Annotated in this window: 16 protein-coding genes; 13 read left to right on the top strand and 3 right to left on the bottom strand. The window is 71.0% G+C overall.

Annotated features, from left to right (window positions below; all coding sequences use genetic code 11):
* The 7 genes from KGA66_RS23940 to KGA66_RS23910 form a co-directional block, all read left to right on the top strand.
* On the top strand, nucleotides 1-1,764 hold a 1,764-nt coding region (locus tag KGA66_RS23940; RefSeq protein ID WP_211470874.1), incomplete at its 5' end, for a phosphatidylglycerol lysyltransferase domain-containing protein.
* 56 nt (nucleotides 1,765-1,820) lie between these two features.
* A complete protein-coding gene (gene folP, locus KGA66_RS23935) occupies nucleotides 1,821-2,711 on the top strand; it encodes a dihydropteroate synthase (RefSeq protein WP_211470872.1) in 891 nt (296 codons plus the stop codon).
* Nucleotides 2,711-3,199, top strand: a complete 489-nt coding sequence (locus KGA66_RS23930; protein WP_211470870.1) for a nuclear transport factor 2 family protein — start codon at nucleotides 2,711-2,713, stop codon at nucleotides 3,197-3,199. The genes folP and KGA66_RS23930 overlap by 1 nt, the downstream gene beginning before the upstream one ends.
* 116 nt (nucleotides 3,200-3,315) lie before the next feature.
* Complete coding sequence (gene folB, locus KGA66_RS23925) at nucleotides 3,316-3,693, top strand: dihydroneopterin aldolase (protein WP_211470876.1); 378 nt, start codon at nucleotides 3,316-3,318, stop codon at nucleotides 3,691-3,693.
* Nucleotides 3,690-4,250, top strand: coding sequence for a 2-amino-4-hydroxy-6-hydroxymethyldihydropteridine diphosphokinase (folK, locus tag KGA66_RS23920; protein ID WP_211470868.1), 561 nt, complete (start codon nucleotides 3,690-3,692; stop codon nucleotides 4,248-4,250). The genes folB and folK overlap by 4 nt, the downstream gene beginning before the upstream one ends.
* A gap of 107 nt (nucleotides 4,251-4,357) precedes the next feature.
* Complete coding sequence (locus KGA66_RS23915) at nucleotides 4,358-4,891, top strand: DUF3180 domain-containing protein (RefSeq protein WP_211470866.1); 534 nt, start codon at nucleotides 4,358-4,360, stop codon at nucleotides 4,889-4,891.
* A 184-nt stretch (nucleotides 4,892-5,075) separates the two neighbouring features.
* Nucleotides 5,076-5,828, top strand: coding sequence for a hypothetical protein (locus KGA66_RS23910; RefSeq protein WP_211470864.1), 753 nt, complete (start codon nucleotides 5,076-5,078; stop codon nucleotides 5,826-5,828).
* Nucleotides 5,829-5,869: 41 nt separating this feature from the next.
* On the opposite strand, the gene KGA66_RS23905 is transcribed toward KGA66_RS23910, so the two are convergent.
* Nucleotides 5,870-7,021: an NADH-quinone oxidoreductase subunit D gene (locus tag KGA66_RS23905; protein WP_211470862.1), complete on the bottom strand. Its 1,152-nt coding sequence runs from the start codon at nucleotides 7,019-7,021 to the stop codon at nucleotides 5,870-5,872.
* A gap of 61 nt (nucleotides 7,022-7,082) precedes the next feature.
* Nucleotides 7,083-8,111 (bottom strand): SAM-dependent methyltransferase, encoded by a 1,029-nt coding sequence (locus tag KGA66_RS23900; RefSeq protein WP_211470860.1) that lies wholly within the window; start codon nucleotides 8,109-8,111, stop codon nucleotides 7,083-7,085.
* A gap of 88 nt (nucleotides 8,112-8,199) precedes the next feature.
* Here KGA66_RS23900 and KGA66_RS31845 point away from each other — a divergent pair, with 88 nt between their 5' ends.
* Nucleotides 8,200-9,384, top strand: coding sequence for a sensor histidine kinase (locus tag KGA66_RS31845; RefSeq protein WP_211470858.1), 1,185 nt, complete (start codon nucleotides 8,200-8,202; stop codon nucleotides 9,382-9,384).
* Nucleotides 9,385-9,425: 41 nt separating this feature from the next.
* Entirely contained in the window at nucleotides 9,426-10,109 is a 684-nt protein-coding gene (locus KGA66_RS23890) for a response regulator transcription factor (protein ID WP_369015951.1), read from the top strand.
* Nucleotides 10,110-10,128: 19 nt separating this feature from the next.
* Here the strand turns inward: KGA66_RS23890 and KGA66_RS23885 are convergent, their stop codons facing one another.
* Nucleotides 10,129-11,379, bottom strand: a complete 1,251-nt coding sequence (locus KGA66_RS23885) for an FUSC family protein (protein ID WP_211470854.1) — start codon at nucleotides 11,377-11,379, stop codon at nucleotides 10,129-10,131.
* A gap of 148 nt (nucleotides 11,380-11,527) precedes the next feature.
* Here KGA66_RS23885 and KGA66_RS31840 point away from each other — a divergent pair, with 148 nt between their 5' ends.
* The 4 genes from KGA66_RS31840 (at nucleotide 11,528) to nadC (ending at nucleotide 16,014) form a co-directional block, all read left to right on the top strand.
* A complete protein-coding gene (locus KGA66_RS31840; protein WP_211470852.1) occupies nucleotides 11,528-12,469 on the top strand; it encodes a Rossmann-like and DUF2520 domain-containing protein in 942 nt (313 codons plus the stop codon).
* Nucleotides 12,470-12,557: 88 nt separating this feature from the next.
* Nucleotides 12,558-13,433, top strand: a complete 876-nt coding sequence (gene panC, locus KGA66_RS23875) for a pantoate--beta-alanine ligase (RefSeq protein WP_246508491.1) — start codon at nucleotides 12,558-12,560, stop codon at nucleotides 13,431-13,433.
* Complete coding sequence (locus tag KGA66_RS23870) at nucleotides 13,430-15,121, top strand: L-aspartate oxidase (RefSeq protein WP_211470848.1); 1,692 nt, start codon at nucleotides 13,430-13,432, stop codon at nucleotides 15,119-15,121. The genes panC and KGA66_RS23870 overlap by 4 nt, the downstream gene beginning before the upstream one ends.
* Nucleotides 15,118-16,014 carry a carboxylating nicotinate-nucleotide diphosphorylase gene (gene nadC / locus KGA66_RS23865; protein ID WP_211470846.1) on the top strand — a complete coding sequence of 299 codons (897 nt, stop codon included), beginning with the start codon at nucleotides 15,118-15,120 and terminating at the stop codon, nucleotides 16,012-16,014. Before KGA66_RS23870 ends, nadC begins: the two co-directional genes overlap by 4 nt.
* Nucleotides 16,015-16,041: the final 27 nt, after the last annotated feature.

Genomic DNA, 16,041 nt, shown 5'->3' with positions numbered 1-16,041 from the left:
CCGCGCTCGAGCCCAAGACCCCCCCCACCGCCGGTACGCACTCCGAAACCGTGGGTACCGCGCGCCGCCGGAATCCTCTGTTACCTGCTCGGCCTTTTCGACATCCTGTCCGCCCTCTTCCCGCGGGTCAGGCACATGGAGTCCGTGCACAAGTTCGGACACTTGGTGCCCGGGCTCCAGGTCAATCCGTACGCGGTCGCCGCCAGCCTGATCCTCGGCGTGCTGTTGGTCTCGCTGGCGCACGCGCTCCGGCGGCGTAAGCACCGCGCCTGGATGGGCGTCGTCGCGTTGCTTGCCGCGTCGATCGCCGTACACGTGGTGCGGCGTGAGCACTTGGGCGGGCTCGTGCTCTACTTCGTCTTCCTGGTCCTGCTGATCGTTTACCGCGACGAGTTTTACGCGCTCAGCGACCCGAAGTCGCGGTGGCGGGCGATCTGGACCTTCTGGGCGATGTTGATCGGCGACATCGTGATCGGGCTCTTACTGGTCTCGGCGCGAGGGGACCACATCGTCGGCAGCGCGAGCATGTTCGACCGGATCGACCACGTCGTGCTGGGACTCGCCGGAGTCAGCGGGCCGATGCAGTTTCGCGGCGACAACTACGGCGACTACATCTACTTCTCCCTGTTCGGCCTCGGCCTGCTGACCGTGCTGGTCACGCTCTACCTGTTCCTGCGGCCGGCCGAACCGGCCGCTCGGCTCACCCCGCAGCAGGAGACCGAGATTCGCGCGCTGCTGGAGCGGCACGGGCGGCGTGACTCGCTCGGTTACTTCGCGTTGCGCCGCGACAAGTCCGTGCTTTTCTCCGCCACCGGCAAGTCCTGCATCGCCTACCGGGTCGTCTCCGGGGTGATGCTGGCCAGCGGTGACCCGATCGGTGACCCGGAGGCCTGGCCCGGCGCCATCCGGGCCTTCATCGAGCGGGCCGAACGTTACGCCTGGATTCCCGCGGTCATGGGCTGCTCGGAGCAGGCCGGCGAAATCTGGCACCGCGAGGCCGGCATGGACGCGTTGGAGCTGGGCGACGAGGCGGTGGTCGAGGTCGCCGACTTCTCGCTCGAAGGCCGCGCGATGCGCAACGTGCGGCAGATGGTCAACCGGATCGAACGGCAGGGCTACACCTGCCAGGTACGCCGGCTGCGCGACATCCCCGCGGCCGAGGTCGTCCTGATCCGGAGACTGGCCTGCGACGGGCGCTCCACCGAGACCGAGCGCGGCTTCTCCATGGCGCTGGGCCGCTTCGGCGATCCCGCCGACGGCGACTGCGTCGTGGTGACCGCAGTCAAGGACGGTGAGATCCGGGCCGTGCTCAACTTCGTGCCCTGGGGCGTGGACGGGCTCTCCCTGGACCTGATGCGGCGCGACCGTTCGGCGGACCCGGGACTCAACGAGCTGATGATCGTCGCCACGCTGCGAGAGGCGCGAGCCCTCGGCGTGAAACGGATGTCGCTGAACTTCGCGGTGTTCCGCTCCGCGCTGGAACGCGGCGAGCGGATCGGGGCCGGCCCGGTTCTGCGGCGATGGCGGGGGCTGCTGGTCTTCCTGTCGCGTTGGTTCCAGATCGAATCGCTGTACCGCTTCAACGCCAAGTTCCGCCCGGTCTGGGAACCGCGCTTCGTGGCCTTCCGGCAGACCCGCGAACTGCCCCGGATCGCGCTGGCGGCGCTGGAAGCCGAGGCATTCCTGGTGCTGCCCTCGCTGCTGCGCCGCGGCCCGAAGGACGAAGGCGAGCAGACCGAGGCGGCCTCGCTGCGGACCTACTGACCGGCCGGCGCCGCGCGGCGGTCGGCTGAACCCCGCGCAGTCGCTAGGCTGAGCCCATGGCTGTGCTGGCGACGCGACCCAACCGGCGGGTGACGGGACTTGCCGAACTCGACCGGTGCGCCGTGATGGGCGTGGTCAACGTCACGCCCGACTCGTTCTCCGACGGCGGCCGCTACTTCGAGCCGCGCGCGGCGATCGCGCACGGCCTGGAACTGCTGACCGCCGGCGTCGACTACCTCGACGTCGGCGGCGAGTCGACCAGACCCGGGGCGCTGCGTGTCCCCGCCGAGGAGGAGATGCGCCGCATCGTCCCGGTCATCGAGGCGCTGGCCCGCGAGGGCGCGATCATCTCCGTCGACACGATGCGCGCGCAGGTCGCCCGGCGTGCCGTTGCGGCGGGCGCGCGCATCGTCAACGACGTCAGCGGCGGACAGGCCGACCCGGAGATGATCCCGTTCGTGGCCGAGGCGCAGGTTCCGTACATACTGATGCACTGGCGCGGGCACAGCGTCGATATGAACAGCCGTGCCGTGTACGGGGACGTCGTCGCCGAGGTGCGGCGTGAACTGGCCGAACGCGTCGAGCGGGCGGTCGGCGGCGGAATCGCGCCGGACCGGATCATCCTCGATCCGGGTCTGGGCTTCGCCAAGACCGCGGCGCACGACTGGGAGCTGGTCGGCCATCTCGACGAGCTACACTCTCTGGGCCACCCGGTGCTGGTCGGCCCGTCGCGCAAGCGCTTCCTCGGCCGGCTGCTGGCCGGCCCGGACGGCGAGCCGCGCCCCGCGCCGGAACGGGACGTCGCCACGATCGCGCTCGTCACGCTCGTCGCGGCTCGCGGCGCGTGGGCGGTGCGGGTACACGCGGCGGCTGAGGCGATTGACGCGGTGCGTGTCGCGGCCGCGGTAGGTGATCCGCGATACGCGAAGAGAGCGGGGGGCCGTTGATGGCGACACAGCCGCCGGTGGACGAGGAGCCGTTCACTGCTGAGCAGGCCGCGGTCGCCGCGGTCAACGAGGCCTTCTACCAGGCGGTGGAGGACGGAGACCTCGACACCGTGCGCGCGGTGTGGATCGACGGCGAACACGCCGGGACCGCGCACTGCGTGCACCCGGGACAGCCCGCCGTGCACGGACGTTCGCAGGTGCTGATGTCGTGGGCCGTCGTGATGTCGCGCCTGTCGTACCTTCAGTTCTTCATCACGGATGTCCGGGTCGTGGTCTGCGGAGACATGGCCGTGGTGACCTGCGCGGAGAACGTGCTGACCGACCTGCCGCACGGTGAGGGCGAGGACCCGGTGGGGTTCGCCGGGGGCCGGGCCGAGGCCACCAACCTCTTCCGGCGCGCCGGTGACGGACGTTGGCTGCTGTTCGCCCACCACTCCTCCCCGGTCTTCCCTTCGGGCGGCGCCGAGCCGCCGGACGAGCACGAATAACCCCCAAAGGGCCGTCCGGTGGTTAGACCCCGGGGTGGTGTGGGGAGGCAGCTTGCCGTAGGCGGTAAACGCGGCAGCAGACGGGCGAGGGGTAAAGCGTGGACCGGGCAGCGGATCTGGATCGGATAGAGCTGCTCGGACTGCGGGGGCGCGGTCGGCACGGAGTCTTCCCGCGCGAGCGGGCCGAGGGCCAGACCTTCATCGTGGACGCCGCGCTCGGCGTCGACGTCAGGGCCGCCGCGGTGAGTGACGACCTGGCCGCGACGGCCGACTACGGGGCGATCGCCGAGAAGATCGTCGCGCTCGTCGAAGGTGAGCCGGTCAACCTCATCGAGACGTTGGCCGAGCGGATCGCGGCCGCGTGTCTGGCCGATCCGGCCGTGCGTGAGGTGCAGATCACCGTGCACAAGCCGGACGCGCCGATATCGGTTCCGTTCGACGACGTCACCGTCACCGTCCGGCGGCGGACCGAGGCGCGGCAGGAGGCACGATGAACCGCGACAACGCGCCGGGCTACGACCACCGAGCGGTGCTTGCGATCGGCGGGAACCTGGAGCACCGGCTGACGAACCTCCAGGCGGCGGTGGACGCCCTGGAGGACACGCCCGCCCTCGAAGTCGTGCGGATCTCCCCGGTCTACGAGACCGAGCCCTTCGGCGGACCGCGGGGTGCGGCCGGTTCCGCGGATCTGAGCGGCCAGCCGAACTTCTACAACGCGGTCGTCGTGGTCTCCACCGACCTGACCCCGCTGACCCTGCTGGATCGGGCGCTGGCCATCGAGCAGGCACTGCACCGCCGGCGGGGGGAGGAACGCTGGTCGGCGCGCACCATCGACGTCGACATCATCGCCTATGACTCACTGGTCACCCACAACAACAGGCTGACGGTGCCGCATCCGCGGGCCCACGAGCGGGCTTTCGTGCTGGTCCCGTGGCACGACGTGGAGCCCGACGCGAAGCTTCCGGGCTGGGGGCCGATCTCGGCGCTGTTGGAGGCGCTCAAGCCGATCAGCGGAGTGAAACGACGCGACGACCTGGTGTTACAACTGTGAAGCCGCGGCTGCGACCGGCGCGAGAACCGAACCGTATGCCATTCTGACGGCGTATCGAACCGGAACGATGCTCGCCCCGGCGGAACCGAAACTGACAGACTGGAGCCGTGAAACCGACCAAGCCGCTGGTGCTCGTGGCGACCGTAGTCGTCGTGGCCGCTATCGCGTATGCGGTGCTGCGGTTCTGGGACCACCTCGGTGCCGGCAGCGTCCCCGCGGTGCCGCTCTCCGCGCCGATCACCCTGGCGGTGCTCGCGGCCGCGGTATTCGGGGTCGCGCTCGGTCTGCGCGCTCGGTTCGCCGCGTACCGCAAGGCGCGGGCGCGGATCGAGCGAGGGCTGCCACGAGAGCCGAACGAGCGGCCGGTCAAACCGATCGATCCGTTGCAGGCAGCCCGCGCGCTGGTGCTGGCGAAGGCCTCCGGCCTGGTCGGCTCGGTGTTCGCCGGCATCTACGCCGGTTACGGACTGTTCCTGCTCGGCCGACTGGACGTCGGCATCTACCGCTCGGAGGCGCTGCGCTGCGGTTTCGCGGTTCTGGGCGGCGCGGCTCTGGTGGCGGCGGCGATCTATCTCGAACACATTCTGAAAGTGCCACCGGAGGAGCCGGGCAACGACGCCAAAGTGCCCTCGGGCGCCTGACGGGCGTTCGCCGTCATCAGGGCGTTCCCTTCGCCCGACGCGGCATGACGCAGCTTTGACGTTCCGATCCGCAATCGGGGTATTCCATAGAATGCGTGGCGACAACTAGAGTTCGCGTATGCGTCATCGGCAGACTACGGGGGCGGGTCCGTCGGGAACCCGGCCGAGCATTGCCATCCTTCTGTTGACCGCGGCGGGCGGGGGCCTTGCCGCAGGTCTGGGTCAGCCCGCGGGTGCGTGGGCCGACTGTGTCATCTCTTCGGCCGCCGCGGTGCTCGGTTTCGCCGCGCTCTGGCAGCAACGCGGCATGGTGGAACGGCGAGCCAAGGAGATGGCCCGGCTGCGGCGCGCCGATCTCGACGCGCTTGCGGCAGCCGAGCACAGACATCGCGGCGAACTGGAGCGGGTGCGCACCGAGCTTGAGCAAGAACAGCAGTACTCGACCCTGATACAGAATCAGCTCACCCGCGCGCGCGAGCAGTTGGAGCGGGAGCGCGCCGCCCGGCGCGCCGCCGAGCGCGAACTCGACGCGATCACCGGCTCCGACGGTTGGCAGCCCGGTGCGCCTTCGCTGGTGCTGGCCGTCGAGGAACCGGCGGCGTCGTCCGGGGCCGCGGCGGGCGAGTCGGGCGGGGACGAGACGACGCCGGGACGGCCCGCGAGGCCGCGACCGGTTACCGCCCGCCAAGCCAATGCCGTGGCGCGGCGGCGCGGCTGGCAGGTCGTGGATGGCGACGGCGCGGACCGCGGCGCCGAGGCGGATCGGCTCTATCGCCCGTTCGTCGACCAGTTGGCCGCCGATGCGGTCCCGGTCTCGGAGGCCGCGCTCGCGATGGCCCCGGTGATCGGCGCGGGTGACCTGGACGGCGTGCTCGACCTGACCGCGTACGACGAGACCGTCGAGTTCTCCGTGCGCGAGATCAAGGACATGGCGTAGCGGCGACGCGGGCCCGGGCGCTGCCCGCGCCCGCCGCGGGCCTACTTGTCGATGTCGCCGACCACGAAGAACATCGAGCCGAGGATCGCCACCATGTCGGCGACCAGATGTCCCGGCAGCAGCTCGCCGAGCACCTGGATGTTGTTGAACGAGGCTGAGCGCAGCTTGAGCCGCCACGGGGTCTTCTCGCCGCGTGAGACGAGGTAGTAGCCGTTGATGCCGAGCGGGTTCTCGGTCCAGGCGTAGGTCTCGCCCTCGGGCACCTTGAGCACCTTGGGCAGCCGCAGGTTGATCGGGCCCTGCGGCAGCGCCGCGAGCCGATCGGCGCAGGCTTCGGCGAGGTCCAGCGAGACGCGGGTCTGTTCCAGGAGGCAGTCGAACCGGCTGAAACAGTCGCCGGCCTTACGGGTCACCACCCGCAGCACGTCGCCGAGTTCGCCGTAGGCGAGGTAGGGCTCGTCGCGGCGCAGGTCGAAGTCGACGCCCCCGGCCCGCGCGATCGGACCGGACAGGCCGTACGCGGCGATCTGTTCCGTCGTCAGCACGCCGACGCCCTCGGTGCGCGCGCGGAAGATCTCGTTGCCGTGGATCAGGTTCTCGATGTCGGCGAGCCGGCCGCGTACCGCGTGGATCGTGCGGCGTGCCCGGTCAAGCCAGCCGGCCGGCAGGTCGTCCTTCAGGCCGCCGACCCGGTTGAACATGAAGTGCATGCGGCCGCCGGAGATCTCCTCCATCACCTTCTGCAGGTCTTCGCGCTCCCGGAAGGCGTAGAAGATCGGCGTGATCGCGCCCAGTTCGAGGGGGTAGGAGCCGAGGAACATCAGGTGGTTGAGGACCCGGTTCAGTTCGGCGAGCATCGTGCGCGCCCAGGACGCGCGCACCGGCAACTCCATCCCCAGCATCCGTTCCGCGGCGAGGACCACGCCGAGTTCGTTGCAGAAGGCGGAGAGCCAGTCGTGCCGGTTCGCCAGCATGATGATCTGCCGGTAGTCACGCACCTCGAACAGTTTCTCGGCGCCGCGGTGCATGTAACCGACGATCGGCTCGGCCGACACGATCCGCTCGCCGTCGAGGACCAGCCGCAAGCGCAGCACGCCGTGGGTGGACGGATGCTGCGGACCGATGTTGAGGATCATGTCCTCGGTGGCCAGGCCCGCGCCGACTCCGGCGGTGCGCTCCACAAGCTGTCCCATGAGGGGTAAGTCTCTCACTGCTTCGCCGTACGCCGCAGCGGCCCCGGGTCGGCCGGTCAGGTCACAGACCTGTGAGCGACGCGGGGACGGGGACCGCGACGCCTTGTACCAGCCAGCCGAATGCGCCCAAGCCGTGCGGATCGGTCAATTCGGCGGCTGTGGAGGCTTGGGCGAGCGCGCGTAGGTATCCGCGCGGGTCGCTCGCGGCAAGGGCGAGTTCCGGGCGCCCGCCGGTTATCCCCAGGCTGTGGAAAACCTCTCGCTGGGTGCTGTGTACGGTCCAGTCGGCACGTGCCGTCGCCGCGCACGAATCGAGCGCCACATGTGCGGTGATATCGCATGAACCGTCCGGTGCCGGCATGACCTGCCTACCTCCGGCATAACCGGCCAATGTGCCGAAAGGCGGCCGTGACTCGCGGACATGCGCGTAGTCGATCGCGATGGCGACGCCTCGGTCCAGCGTCGCCACGGCCTCGGCCCACGCGGCGTCACGACTCAGGCCAATCTCGGCTCGCGGCGGCGGGTCCGGCTCGGTGTCGGCTGTCTCGGGTTTGGGCCACCACGTGGACAGCCACTCCTGGTCGAGTGGGTTCGGCGCGCTGCCGATCCGCTCCGCGCCGTCCGCCGCAACCTCGACGACGCGCCAGCCGTCCCGCGTCGCTTCCACCACGTCGCAGGGCACGTTGTCCAGCCACTCGTTCGCGATGAGAAGGCCGGTCACCTCGCGCGGCGGCGTGTGGCGCCATTCGATCACGGGATCCAGCTCGCCGGGCCGGTCGGCGAGATCCACCGCGATGAGCCGCAGCCGCCGGGAAAGGGTTTCGCGGGCCGACGCCTCGGACCACACCGCTTCCAGCAACTCCCCGCGCCCGGCGCCCACGTCGACCAGCGCCAGCTCATCGGGGCTGTTCAAGGCCTCATCGACCTCGCCAAGCAGCCGGAGAACCGCGGCCGCGAAAAGCGGAGAGGCGTGCACGGAGGTCCGGAAGTGCGCCGCCGGCCCTGCCCCCGACCGGTAGAAGCCGCCCGGGCCGTAAAGCGCCTGCTGCATCGCCTGCGACCACGGCCGCGTCTCGGTCTGTCCCACCATGGGATTAGACCGTACCGCTGCGGGATGAGTCCGTAGTTCGGCCCGGCGGTGCATGGGCACCGGGACATTCATTTCGTACGCTCTTCCCGTGACACGCGTATATGTATGGCTCCAGCAGCACCCGACGCTGGTCGACGGTGTGATGGCGGCCATGCTGGTGTTCTTCGGCGCGATCTCCGTGCTGGAGCGCAACGCGTTCGTCGCCTCCGTGGCGGGGGTGTTCATCGGCGCGCCGCTGCTCTTCCGGCGGCGCTACCCGGTGCTGACGTACTGGGCCGTGGTGTTCTTCGGAGCTTTCCAGGCTCTCCTCGGCGACAGGCCCACCCTGTCCGATCTCGCGGTGCCGATGGCGGTGTACGCGCTGGCCGCGTACCGAGTGCGGCGCATCTCGCTGATCGGCCTCGGGGTCGGGTTGATCGGCGTGGTAATCGCACTCGAACACTGGATCACCGGTGCGCCGAGGACGCACATCTCGTCGTACGCCTGGGTCTTCGTATACGGGGTGTTTGCCGCGCCGCTGATAATCGCCTGGGTACTCGGCGACTCGATGCGTTACCGCCGCGCGTACTACCTGGATCTGGAAGACAAGGCGCGCAGGCTCGAACGTGAGCGGGACCAGCAGGCACAGATCGGGGCGGCCGCAGAACGCGCGCGTATCGCACGCGAACTGCACGACGTGGTGGCGCACCATGTCTCCGTCATGGTCGTCCAAGCCGAGGGTGCGACTTACGCGCTGGACGGCTCCCCGCAGACCGCGCGCCGAGCGCTGGGCACGATCGCCGAGACAGGCCGCTCCGCGTTAGCCGAGATGCGGCGTCTGATCGGCGTGCTCCGCGCGGAGGACAACACTGCTGATCGGGCCCCGCAGCCGGGTGTCGACCAACTGGAGGACTTACTGGAACAGGTGCGGGCCGCCGGCTTGGCGGTCGACTTCACCGTTGAGGGCGTCCCCGTGCCGTTGCCTCAGGGAATGGCACTCGCCGCGTACCGCATCGTGCAGGAGTCACTGACCAACACCCGTAAGCACGGTGGCCCTCATGTGAGCGCACAGGTTTCGCTGCACTACGGTGAGGACGAACTTCGGATGCTGGTACGCGATGACGGCCGAGGGGCCACGGCGCTGACCGACGGCCAGGGAAACGGCGTGATTGGGATGAAGGAAAGAGTCGCCATGTACGGGGGAGCGCTTAATGCCGGTCCAAGGCACGAAGGCGGATACGAGGTGGAGGCGGTACTTCCGTACCGCGCCGCGTTGATCCGGGACGCTGCATGACCGGCGGTCTGGCCGGTGGAGCGACGGCCGCCCGGGAGAATCTGAAGATCCGCGTCGCGCTTGTCGACGACCAAGAACTGCTGCGCACCGGGTTCCGGATGATCCTCGACGCCCAGCAGGACATGGAAGTCGTCGGGGAAGCGGCGGACGGTGTCGCCGCTCTGGAGCTCCTCGAGCAGGTTCGGGCGGACGTCGTGCTGATGGACGTGCGTATGCCCGCACTCGACGGCGTGGAGGCGACGCGTCGGCTGCTTGGCGACGGCTTCGGCTCGGCCCTCGACCCGCACCCGAAGGTGCTCATACTGACCACTTTCGACCTCGACGAGTACGCATTCGCCGCGATCAAGGCGGGAGCGAGCGGATTCCTGCTCAAGGACGTGCCGCCCACCGAACTGCTCTCCGCGATCCGCGCCGTGCACAGCGGCGACGCCGTCGTGGCCCCTTCCACGACGCGGCGACTGCTGGACCGCTTCGCCCCGCTGCTGCCGAGCAGCGCCGCGCCGCCACCGCCGACGCTCTCGGCGCTCACCGAGCGGGAGCGGGAAGTACTCGGACTGGTGGCGCAGGGCTTGTCCAACGCGGAGATCGCGGCGCGGCTCGTGCTCTCGGAAGCCACCGTGAAGACACACGTCGGCAGGATTCTGATGAAACTGGACCTGCGCGACCGGGTGCAGGCCGTCGTCCTGGCCTATGAAACGGGTCTGGTGCGCCCGGGACCGCACTGAGCGCTGACCTCCGAGCACATCAGACCCGCTGCCGGGAGGGGTGCGCCGAGTACGCGCGAAGGCTCGCGGGGATTCCCTCCCGGTGCGGGCCGTCGTCGGGGTCCAGTTCGCGCAGCATCCTGCGCGAATCGTCGAGCAGCGCCCCGTGGATGGACCACAGCATCGTCGGCGCGTCCACATCCGGGTGCATGGCCTGCGCGGCCTCGCGCGCGTGCGGTTTCGAGGACTTGATCAGCCGGCTCAGTTCGTCGTACACGCGCGGGCTCGCCTTGTCCGGAAGTTGCAACCGGCCGAACGCGTTGAGCGCCTTGGCCGCGTCGTCGAGCAGACGGGCCAGTTCCGGCGGCACCGACTGGTGTGCGGCCGGGATGCCGGCGTAGTCCGCGGTCAGATCGGAGAGCCCGCGCATCAGGCTGTTGAATTGAGTGGCGACGTGGTCGAGCGCGGTCGCCGCCTCGTCCACCCGGTGCACGTCGTCCAGGTGCACCGACTTGCGGGGATGGTACTTGAGCGACTCCTCCGCCTGCCGGGCGATCTTGCGCGCGGCCCGGGCCGAGGCGCCCAGCTCCCGGCTGCGGTCCAGCCAGCCGCGCGCCTGTTCGTGGCTCCACTGCCCGGGAAGCCGCCGCGCCACGGAGGCGCACAGCGAGGCCAGGTCGTCGGCCAGGTCCGCCAGTTCCTTGGCCGCGGTGCGGGCGAAGGTCGGCGGCGCGATCAGGATGTTCACGACCACACCGATCGCCGCGCCGACCATGCTGTCCAACACGCGCACCAGCCCGTAGCTGCTGCCGAAGGCAAGCACCAGCAGTCCCGTCACCGCGACCTGGGTGACCTGCGTGCCCAGCTGCAGGGACCGGCCGAGCACCAGCCCGAACACCACGATCAGCGACATGGTCAGCATGTTGACACCGAGATAGCGGCCGATCGCCAGCGCGCCGACCATCCCGGCGACGATGCCGGCGCTGTATTGGATCGCCCGGCGCACCGACTGATAGAGCGTCACCTGCACCACGACCAGCGCCGCGACCGAGGCGAGCACCGGGTCGCGCACCCGCAGCACCTCCGAGGCCACGCCCCAGGCCAGCGCGGCGGCCAGCGCCGCCTTCGCGGTCTGCACAAAGGCGTCCCGCTCGCGCACCATCCAGTGTTCCAGCCCGTGCAAGCGCAGCGCGCGCAACGCCGGTGCGAGTGGTCGGCGTGCGCCGCGGTAGATCCGGGCGCGCGCCCGGTCGACCAGGGCGGCGGCGTACCGGCCTTCCTCACCCGACATGATCGCCATTGTGCTGCATCGCGGGGCCGTCCGGCACTGCCGTCCTTGGCGAGGGCGGCGCATGTGTCACCGCGGGCGCGTACGCTTGTGCCACGTCCGGTACCCCCGCCGAGGGACTGGAACGGAAGCGGATGAGGAGTGAAAAGGCGTGGACGGCTCGCCAGCGCAGCCACCGGACGCTGCCACGACTTCCCGCCCCGGGCGCTTCACCGTCGGCGTCATCGGCGCGGGAAGAGTGGGTCCGGTGCTCGGTGCCGCCCTGGCCCGCGCGGGACACGGCGTGGTGGCGGCTTCCGGCGTGTCCGAGCGCTCTCGCGACCGCGCCGCCGAACTGCTTCCCGGGGTGCCGATGCTGCCCGCCCAGGAGGTCGCCACGCGGGCCGAGTTGCTCCTGCTGACCGTGCCTGATGACGCACTCGCCCAACTCGTCGCCGGTCTCGCCGCGACCGGTGCGATCCAGCCGGGCAAGATCGTCGTGCACACCTCCGGAAGGTACGGCATCGGCGTGCTCGCCCCCGCGCGAAAGGCAGGCGCGCTTCCGCTGGCGCTGCACCCGGTGATGACCTTCACCGGAACCGAGGTGGACCTCGCCCGGCTGTCCGGCTGCTCGTTCGGGGTCACCGCGCCCGAGCAGTTCCGTCCGATGGCCGAGACACTCGTGGTCGAGATGGGCGGCGAGCCCGAGTGGATCGCCGAGGAGCGCCGCCCGCTTTACCACGCGGCCCTGGCCGCCGGGGCCAACTACCTGGTGACGCTCGTCGCCCAGGCCGCCGACCTGCTGCGGGACGCCGGGGTCGGGCAGCCGAACCACATGCTCGCTCCGCTGCTCTCGGCCGCGCTCGACAACGCGCTGCGTTCCGGCGACACCGCGCTGACGGGTCCGGTGGCCCGCGGAGACGCGGGTACCGTGGCCGCGCACCTTTCCGAGCTCGACAAGGTCGCGCCGCACGGGCCGGTACGTGCCGCGTACCTGGCGATGGCCCGGCTCACCGCCGACCGTGCGCTGGCCGCCGGGATGCTCACCGCCGAGCAGGCCGCGCCGCTGCTCGGCGTCCTCGGCGGGCCGCAGTCGGATGACGCGGACCGGTGACGGGATGCAGGACTCGGGGGTGCGGGATGTTACCGCGCGTGCCGCGGATGGGTGCGGCAGCGGCCGTGAGGAAGGGAGAGAGCCGGTGATGAGGGTCGTTCGCACCCGGGCCGAGTTGGAGGCCGCCCGGGCGGGGCGCCTCGGGGAGGTCGCCGTGGTCATGACGATGGGCGCGCTTCATGACGGGCACCTGGCGCTGATCCAGGCGGCCCGGCAAGCGGCCAAGACCGTGATCGTGACCGTCTTCGTCAACCCGCTGCAATTCGGCCCGGACGAGGACTTCGCCCGCTATCCGCGGTCCCTGGACGAGGACCTGAAACTGTGCGAGGCGGCCGACGTGGACGTGGTCTTCGCGCCCCCGGCCGAGGAGGTCTATCCGAGCGGGCCGCCCGCGGTCACCGTGGACCCGGGCCCGATGGGCGAACTGCTCGAAGGGGCCTGGCGTCCCGGGCACTTCGCCGGGATGCTCACCGTCGTCAACAAGCTGCTGCACCTGACCGCCCCGGACATCGCCTTCTTCGGCCGGAAGGACGCGCAGCAACTGGCGCTGATACGCCGGATGGTGATCGACTTCGACCTGCCGGTCGAGATCGTAGGCGTGCGCACGGTGCGCGAACCCGACGGACTGGCGCTCTCCAGCCGCAACCGGTACCTCTCGCCGGCCGGGCGGCAGACCGCGCTCGCGCTCAGCAGGGCGCTGGCCGAGGGCGCGACCCGGCCCACCGCGCCCGCGATCCGCGCGGCGGCGCGCGCGGTACTGGACGAGGCCGCGAGCGCTGAGCCGCCGCTGGTGCTCGACTATCTCGCGCTGGTCGATCCGGACGACTTCCACGAAGTCCCGCACGACTACACCGGCAACGCCATCCTCGCGCTCGCCGCGCGCGTCGGCACGACCCGCCTCATCGACAACACTCCGATCTTCATCGTCAACACCGGGTTGACCGCCACCGGCGAGGTGAAATGACCCGCATATCCAGGCTGCTGGCACCCGCGCCCGGCTGGACCGCCTACGCCGACACCGTGGTGGTCGGCTCCGGGATCGCCGGACTGACCGCGGCGCTCGCCGCCCGGCACGCCGGCTCGGTCCTGCTGGTCACCAAGGCGCAGCCGTCGGACGGCTCGACCCGCTGGGCGCAGGGCGGCATCGCGGCCGCGCTCGGCCTCGGCGACACCCCCGAGGCGCACCTGGCGGACACGCTCACCGCCGGAGCAGGGCTCTGCGACCCGGAGGCGGTGCGCATCCTGGTCACCGAGGGCCCGCCGGCGGTGCGGCGGCTGATCGAGCGTGGCGCCGAGTTCGACCGCGGAGCCGACGGCAGCATCGCGCTGACCCGGGAGGGCGGCCACCACGCGGACCGGATCATCCACGCCGGCGGCGACGCGACCGGGGCGGAGGTCTCCCGGGCGCTGCTGGCCCGGCTCGACAAACTGGTGGCCGAGATCGAGGTCATCGACCATGCGCTCGTGCTGGACCTGCTCACCGACGCGGCGGGACGCGCCGCCGGGCTGACGCTGCACGTACTCGGCGAGGGCGCCCGCGACGGCGTCGGCGCGGTGCGCGCCCGGGCCGTGGTCCTGGCCACCGGCGGCCTCGGCCAGGTCTTCACCGCCACCACCAACCCGGCGGTGGTCACCGGGGACGGCGTCGCGCTCGCGCTGCGGGCCGGGGCGCAGGTCGCAGACCTCGAATTCGTCCAGTTCCACCCGACCGTGCTCTGGCTCGGCGACGGGGCCCGCGGCCAGCAGCAGTTGATCTCCGAGGCGGTGCGCGGCGAGGGTGCCTTCCTCGTCGACGCCAAGGGCGAGCGCTTCATGACCGGGGTGCACGAGCTCGCGGACCTGGCTCCGCGCGACATCGTGGCCAAGGCGATCATGCGCCGCGCCAACGAATCAGGACTCGACCACATGTGGCTGGACGCGCGGCACTTCGGCGAGGACAAGTGGCGCGGCCGATTCCCGACCATCTGGGAATCGCTGCACCGCAACGGCATCGACCCGGTCAGGGACCTGATCCCGGTCGCCCCGGCCGCGCACTACGCCTCCGGCGGGGTGCGCACCGACCACTGGGGCCGCACCTCGATCCCCGGCCTCTACGCCTGCGGCGAGACCGCCTGCACCGGGGTGCACGGCGCCAACCGCCTCGCCTCCAACTCGCTGCTCGAGGGGCTGGTCTTCGCCGACCGGATCGGCCGCGACATCGCGCGCGCGCTCGGTCCCGGCGGCGAGAACCCGCCCGGTGAGCCGGCTGACGACGCGCGCCCGCAGCTGCTGCTGGACCCCTCGGTCCGGCACGCGACGCAGCAGGCGATGAGCGCCGGCGCCGGAGTGCTGCGCAGTGCCGAATCGCTCGCCCGCACCTCGGCCGAACTGCGGACGCTGCTGGATCGCGCCGACGACGATCCGCGCGCCGAGGCGTGGGAGGCCACGAACCTCCAGCAGGTGGCCACGGTGCTCGCCGAGGCGGCGGCCCGGCGCGAGGAGACCCGCGGCTCACACTGGCGGGAGGACTTCCCCGCCGCCGACGACGCGCGCTGGCGGGTGCGGCAGGTGGCGCAGGCCGGCCCGGAGGGTGTGCGCTTCACCGACGTGCCGCTCGCGCCGGTCGATCGGAATCCCATGTCCCAGTACGTCCGGAAGGAGGAGGCCCGGTGATCTCGGCTCAGATCGCACGGCTGATCACCGACGCGGGGCTCGACCCCGACTACGTCGAACGCGTCGTGCGCAACGCCCTCGAGGAAGACCTCGACGGGGGCGAGGACGTGACCACGGCCGCGACCGTGGACGAAACCGCGCGCGCCGTCGCCGACTTCACTTCGCGCGCCGACGGCGTCGCGGCCGGCGTCCCGGTCGCCGCGGCCGTGCTCGACCTGGTCTGCGACGGTAGCGCTCGGATCGAGTTCCACGTCGCGGACGGCGACCGGGTCGAGCCGGGGACGGTGCTCTTCACCGCGGCGGGCCGGGTGCGCGACCTGCTGACCGCGGAGCGCACGGCGCTGAACCTGCTGTGCCACCTGTCCGGAATCGCGACCGTGACCCGCGCCTGGGTCGACGCGGTCGCGGGCACCGGGGCGCGGATCCGCGACACCCGCAAGACCACGCCCGGCTTGCGCGGACTGGAGAAGTACGCGGTGCGCTGCGGCGGCGGTGTCAACCACCGGATGTCGTTGTCGGACGCCGCGATGGTCAAGGACAACCACGTGGTCGCCGCCGGCGGCGTGGTCGAGGCGTTCGAAGCCGTGCGCAAGCGGTACCCGCACCTGCCGATCGAGGTCGAGGTCGATACGCTCGACCAGCTGCTGCCGGTCGTCGAGGCCGGGGCTGAGCTGGTGCTCCTGGACAACTTCACCCCGGAGCGGATGCGCGCCGCGGTACTGCTCGTCGGGCGCAACGAGCCGTATGGTCGTACCAGGCTGGAGGCGAGCGGCGGGCTGACCCTGAGCCAGGCGCGCGCCGCGGCCGAGACCGGAGTCGACTACCTTTCCGTCGGCGCGTTGACCCACTCCGCGCCGATTCTGGACGTCGGCTGCGACTTCCGCTCCGGCTGACCGCCCCAGCCACGCACGGCCCGCGCC

The sequence above is a fragment of the Actinocrinis puniceicyclus genome, assembly GCF_018283645.1.
Classification (GTDB): domain Bacteria; phylum Actinomycetota; class Actinomycetes; order Streptomycetales; family Catenulisporaceae; genus Actinocrinis; species Actinocrinis puniceicyclus.
The sequence above is the reverse complement of the archived record's forward strand: the minus strand, read 5'-3'. Positions and strand labels throughout refer to the sequence as shown.

Bases quoted from the DNA above. Each gene is read 5' to 3' on its own strand.
- panC (WP_246508491.1), top strand. From the start codon at position 12,558: ATGAGGGTCGTTCGCACCCGGGCCGAGTTGGAGGCCGCCCGGGCGGGG.
- folK (WP_211470868.1), top strand. From the start codon at position 3,690: ATGAACCGCGACAACGCGCCGGGCTACGACCACCGAGCGGTGCTTGCG.
- folP (WP_211470872.1), top strand. From the start codon at position 1,821: ATGGCTGTGCTGGCGACGCGACCCAACCGGCGGGTGACGGGACTTGCC.
- KGA66_RS23870 (WP_211470848.1), top strand. From the start codon at position 13,430: ATGACCCGCATATCCAGGCTGCTGGCACCCGCGCCCGGCTGGACCGCC.
- KGA66_RS23930 (WP_211470870.1), top strand. From the start codon at position 2,711: ATGGCGACACAGCCGCCGGTGGACGAGGAGCCGTTCACTGCTGAGCAG.
- KGA66_RS23885 (WP_211470854.1), bottom strand. From the start codon at position 11,379: ATGTCGGGTGAGGAAGGCCGGTACGCCGCCGCCCTGGTCGACCGGGCG.
- KGA66_RS23900 (WP_211470860.1), bottom strand. From the start codon at position 8,111: ATGGTGGGACAGACCGAGACGCGGCCGTGGTCGCAGGCGATGCAGCAG.
- KGA66_RS23905 (WP_211470862.1), bottom strand. From the start codon at position 7,021: ATGGGACAGCTTGTGGAGCGCACCGCCGGAGTCGGCGCGGGCCTGGCC.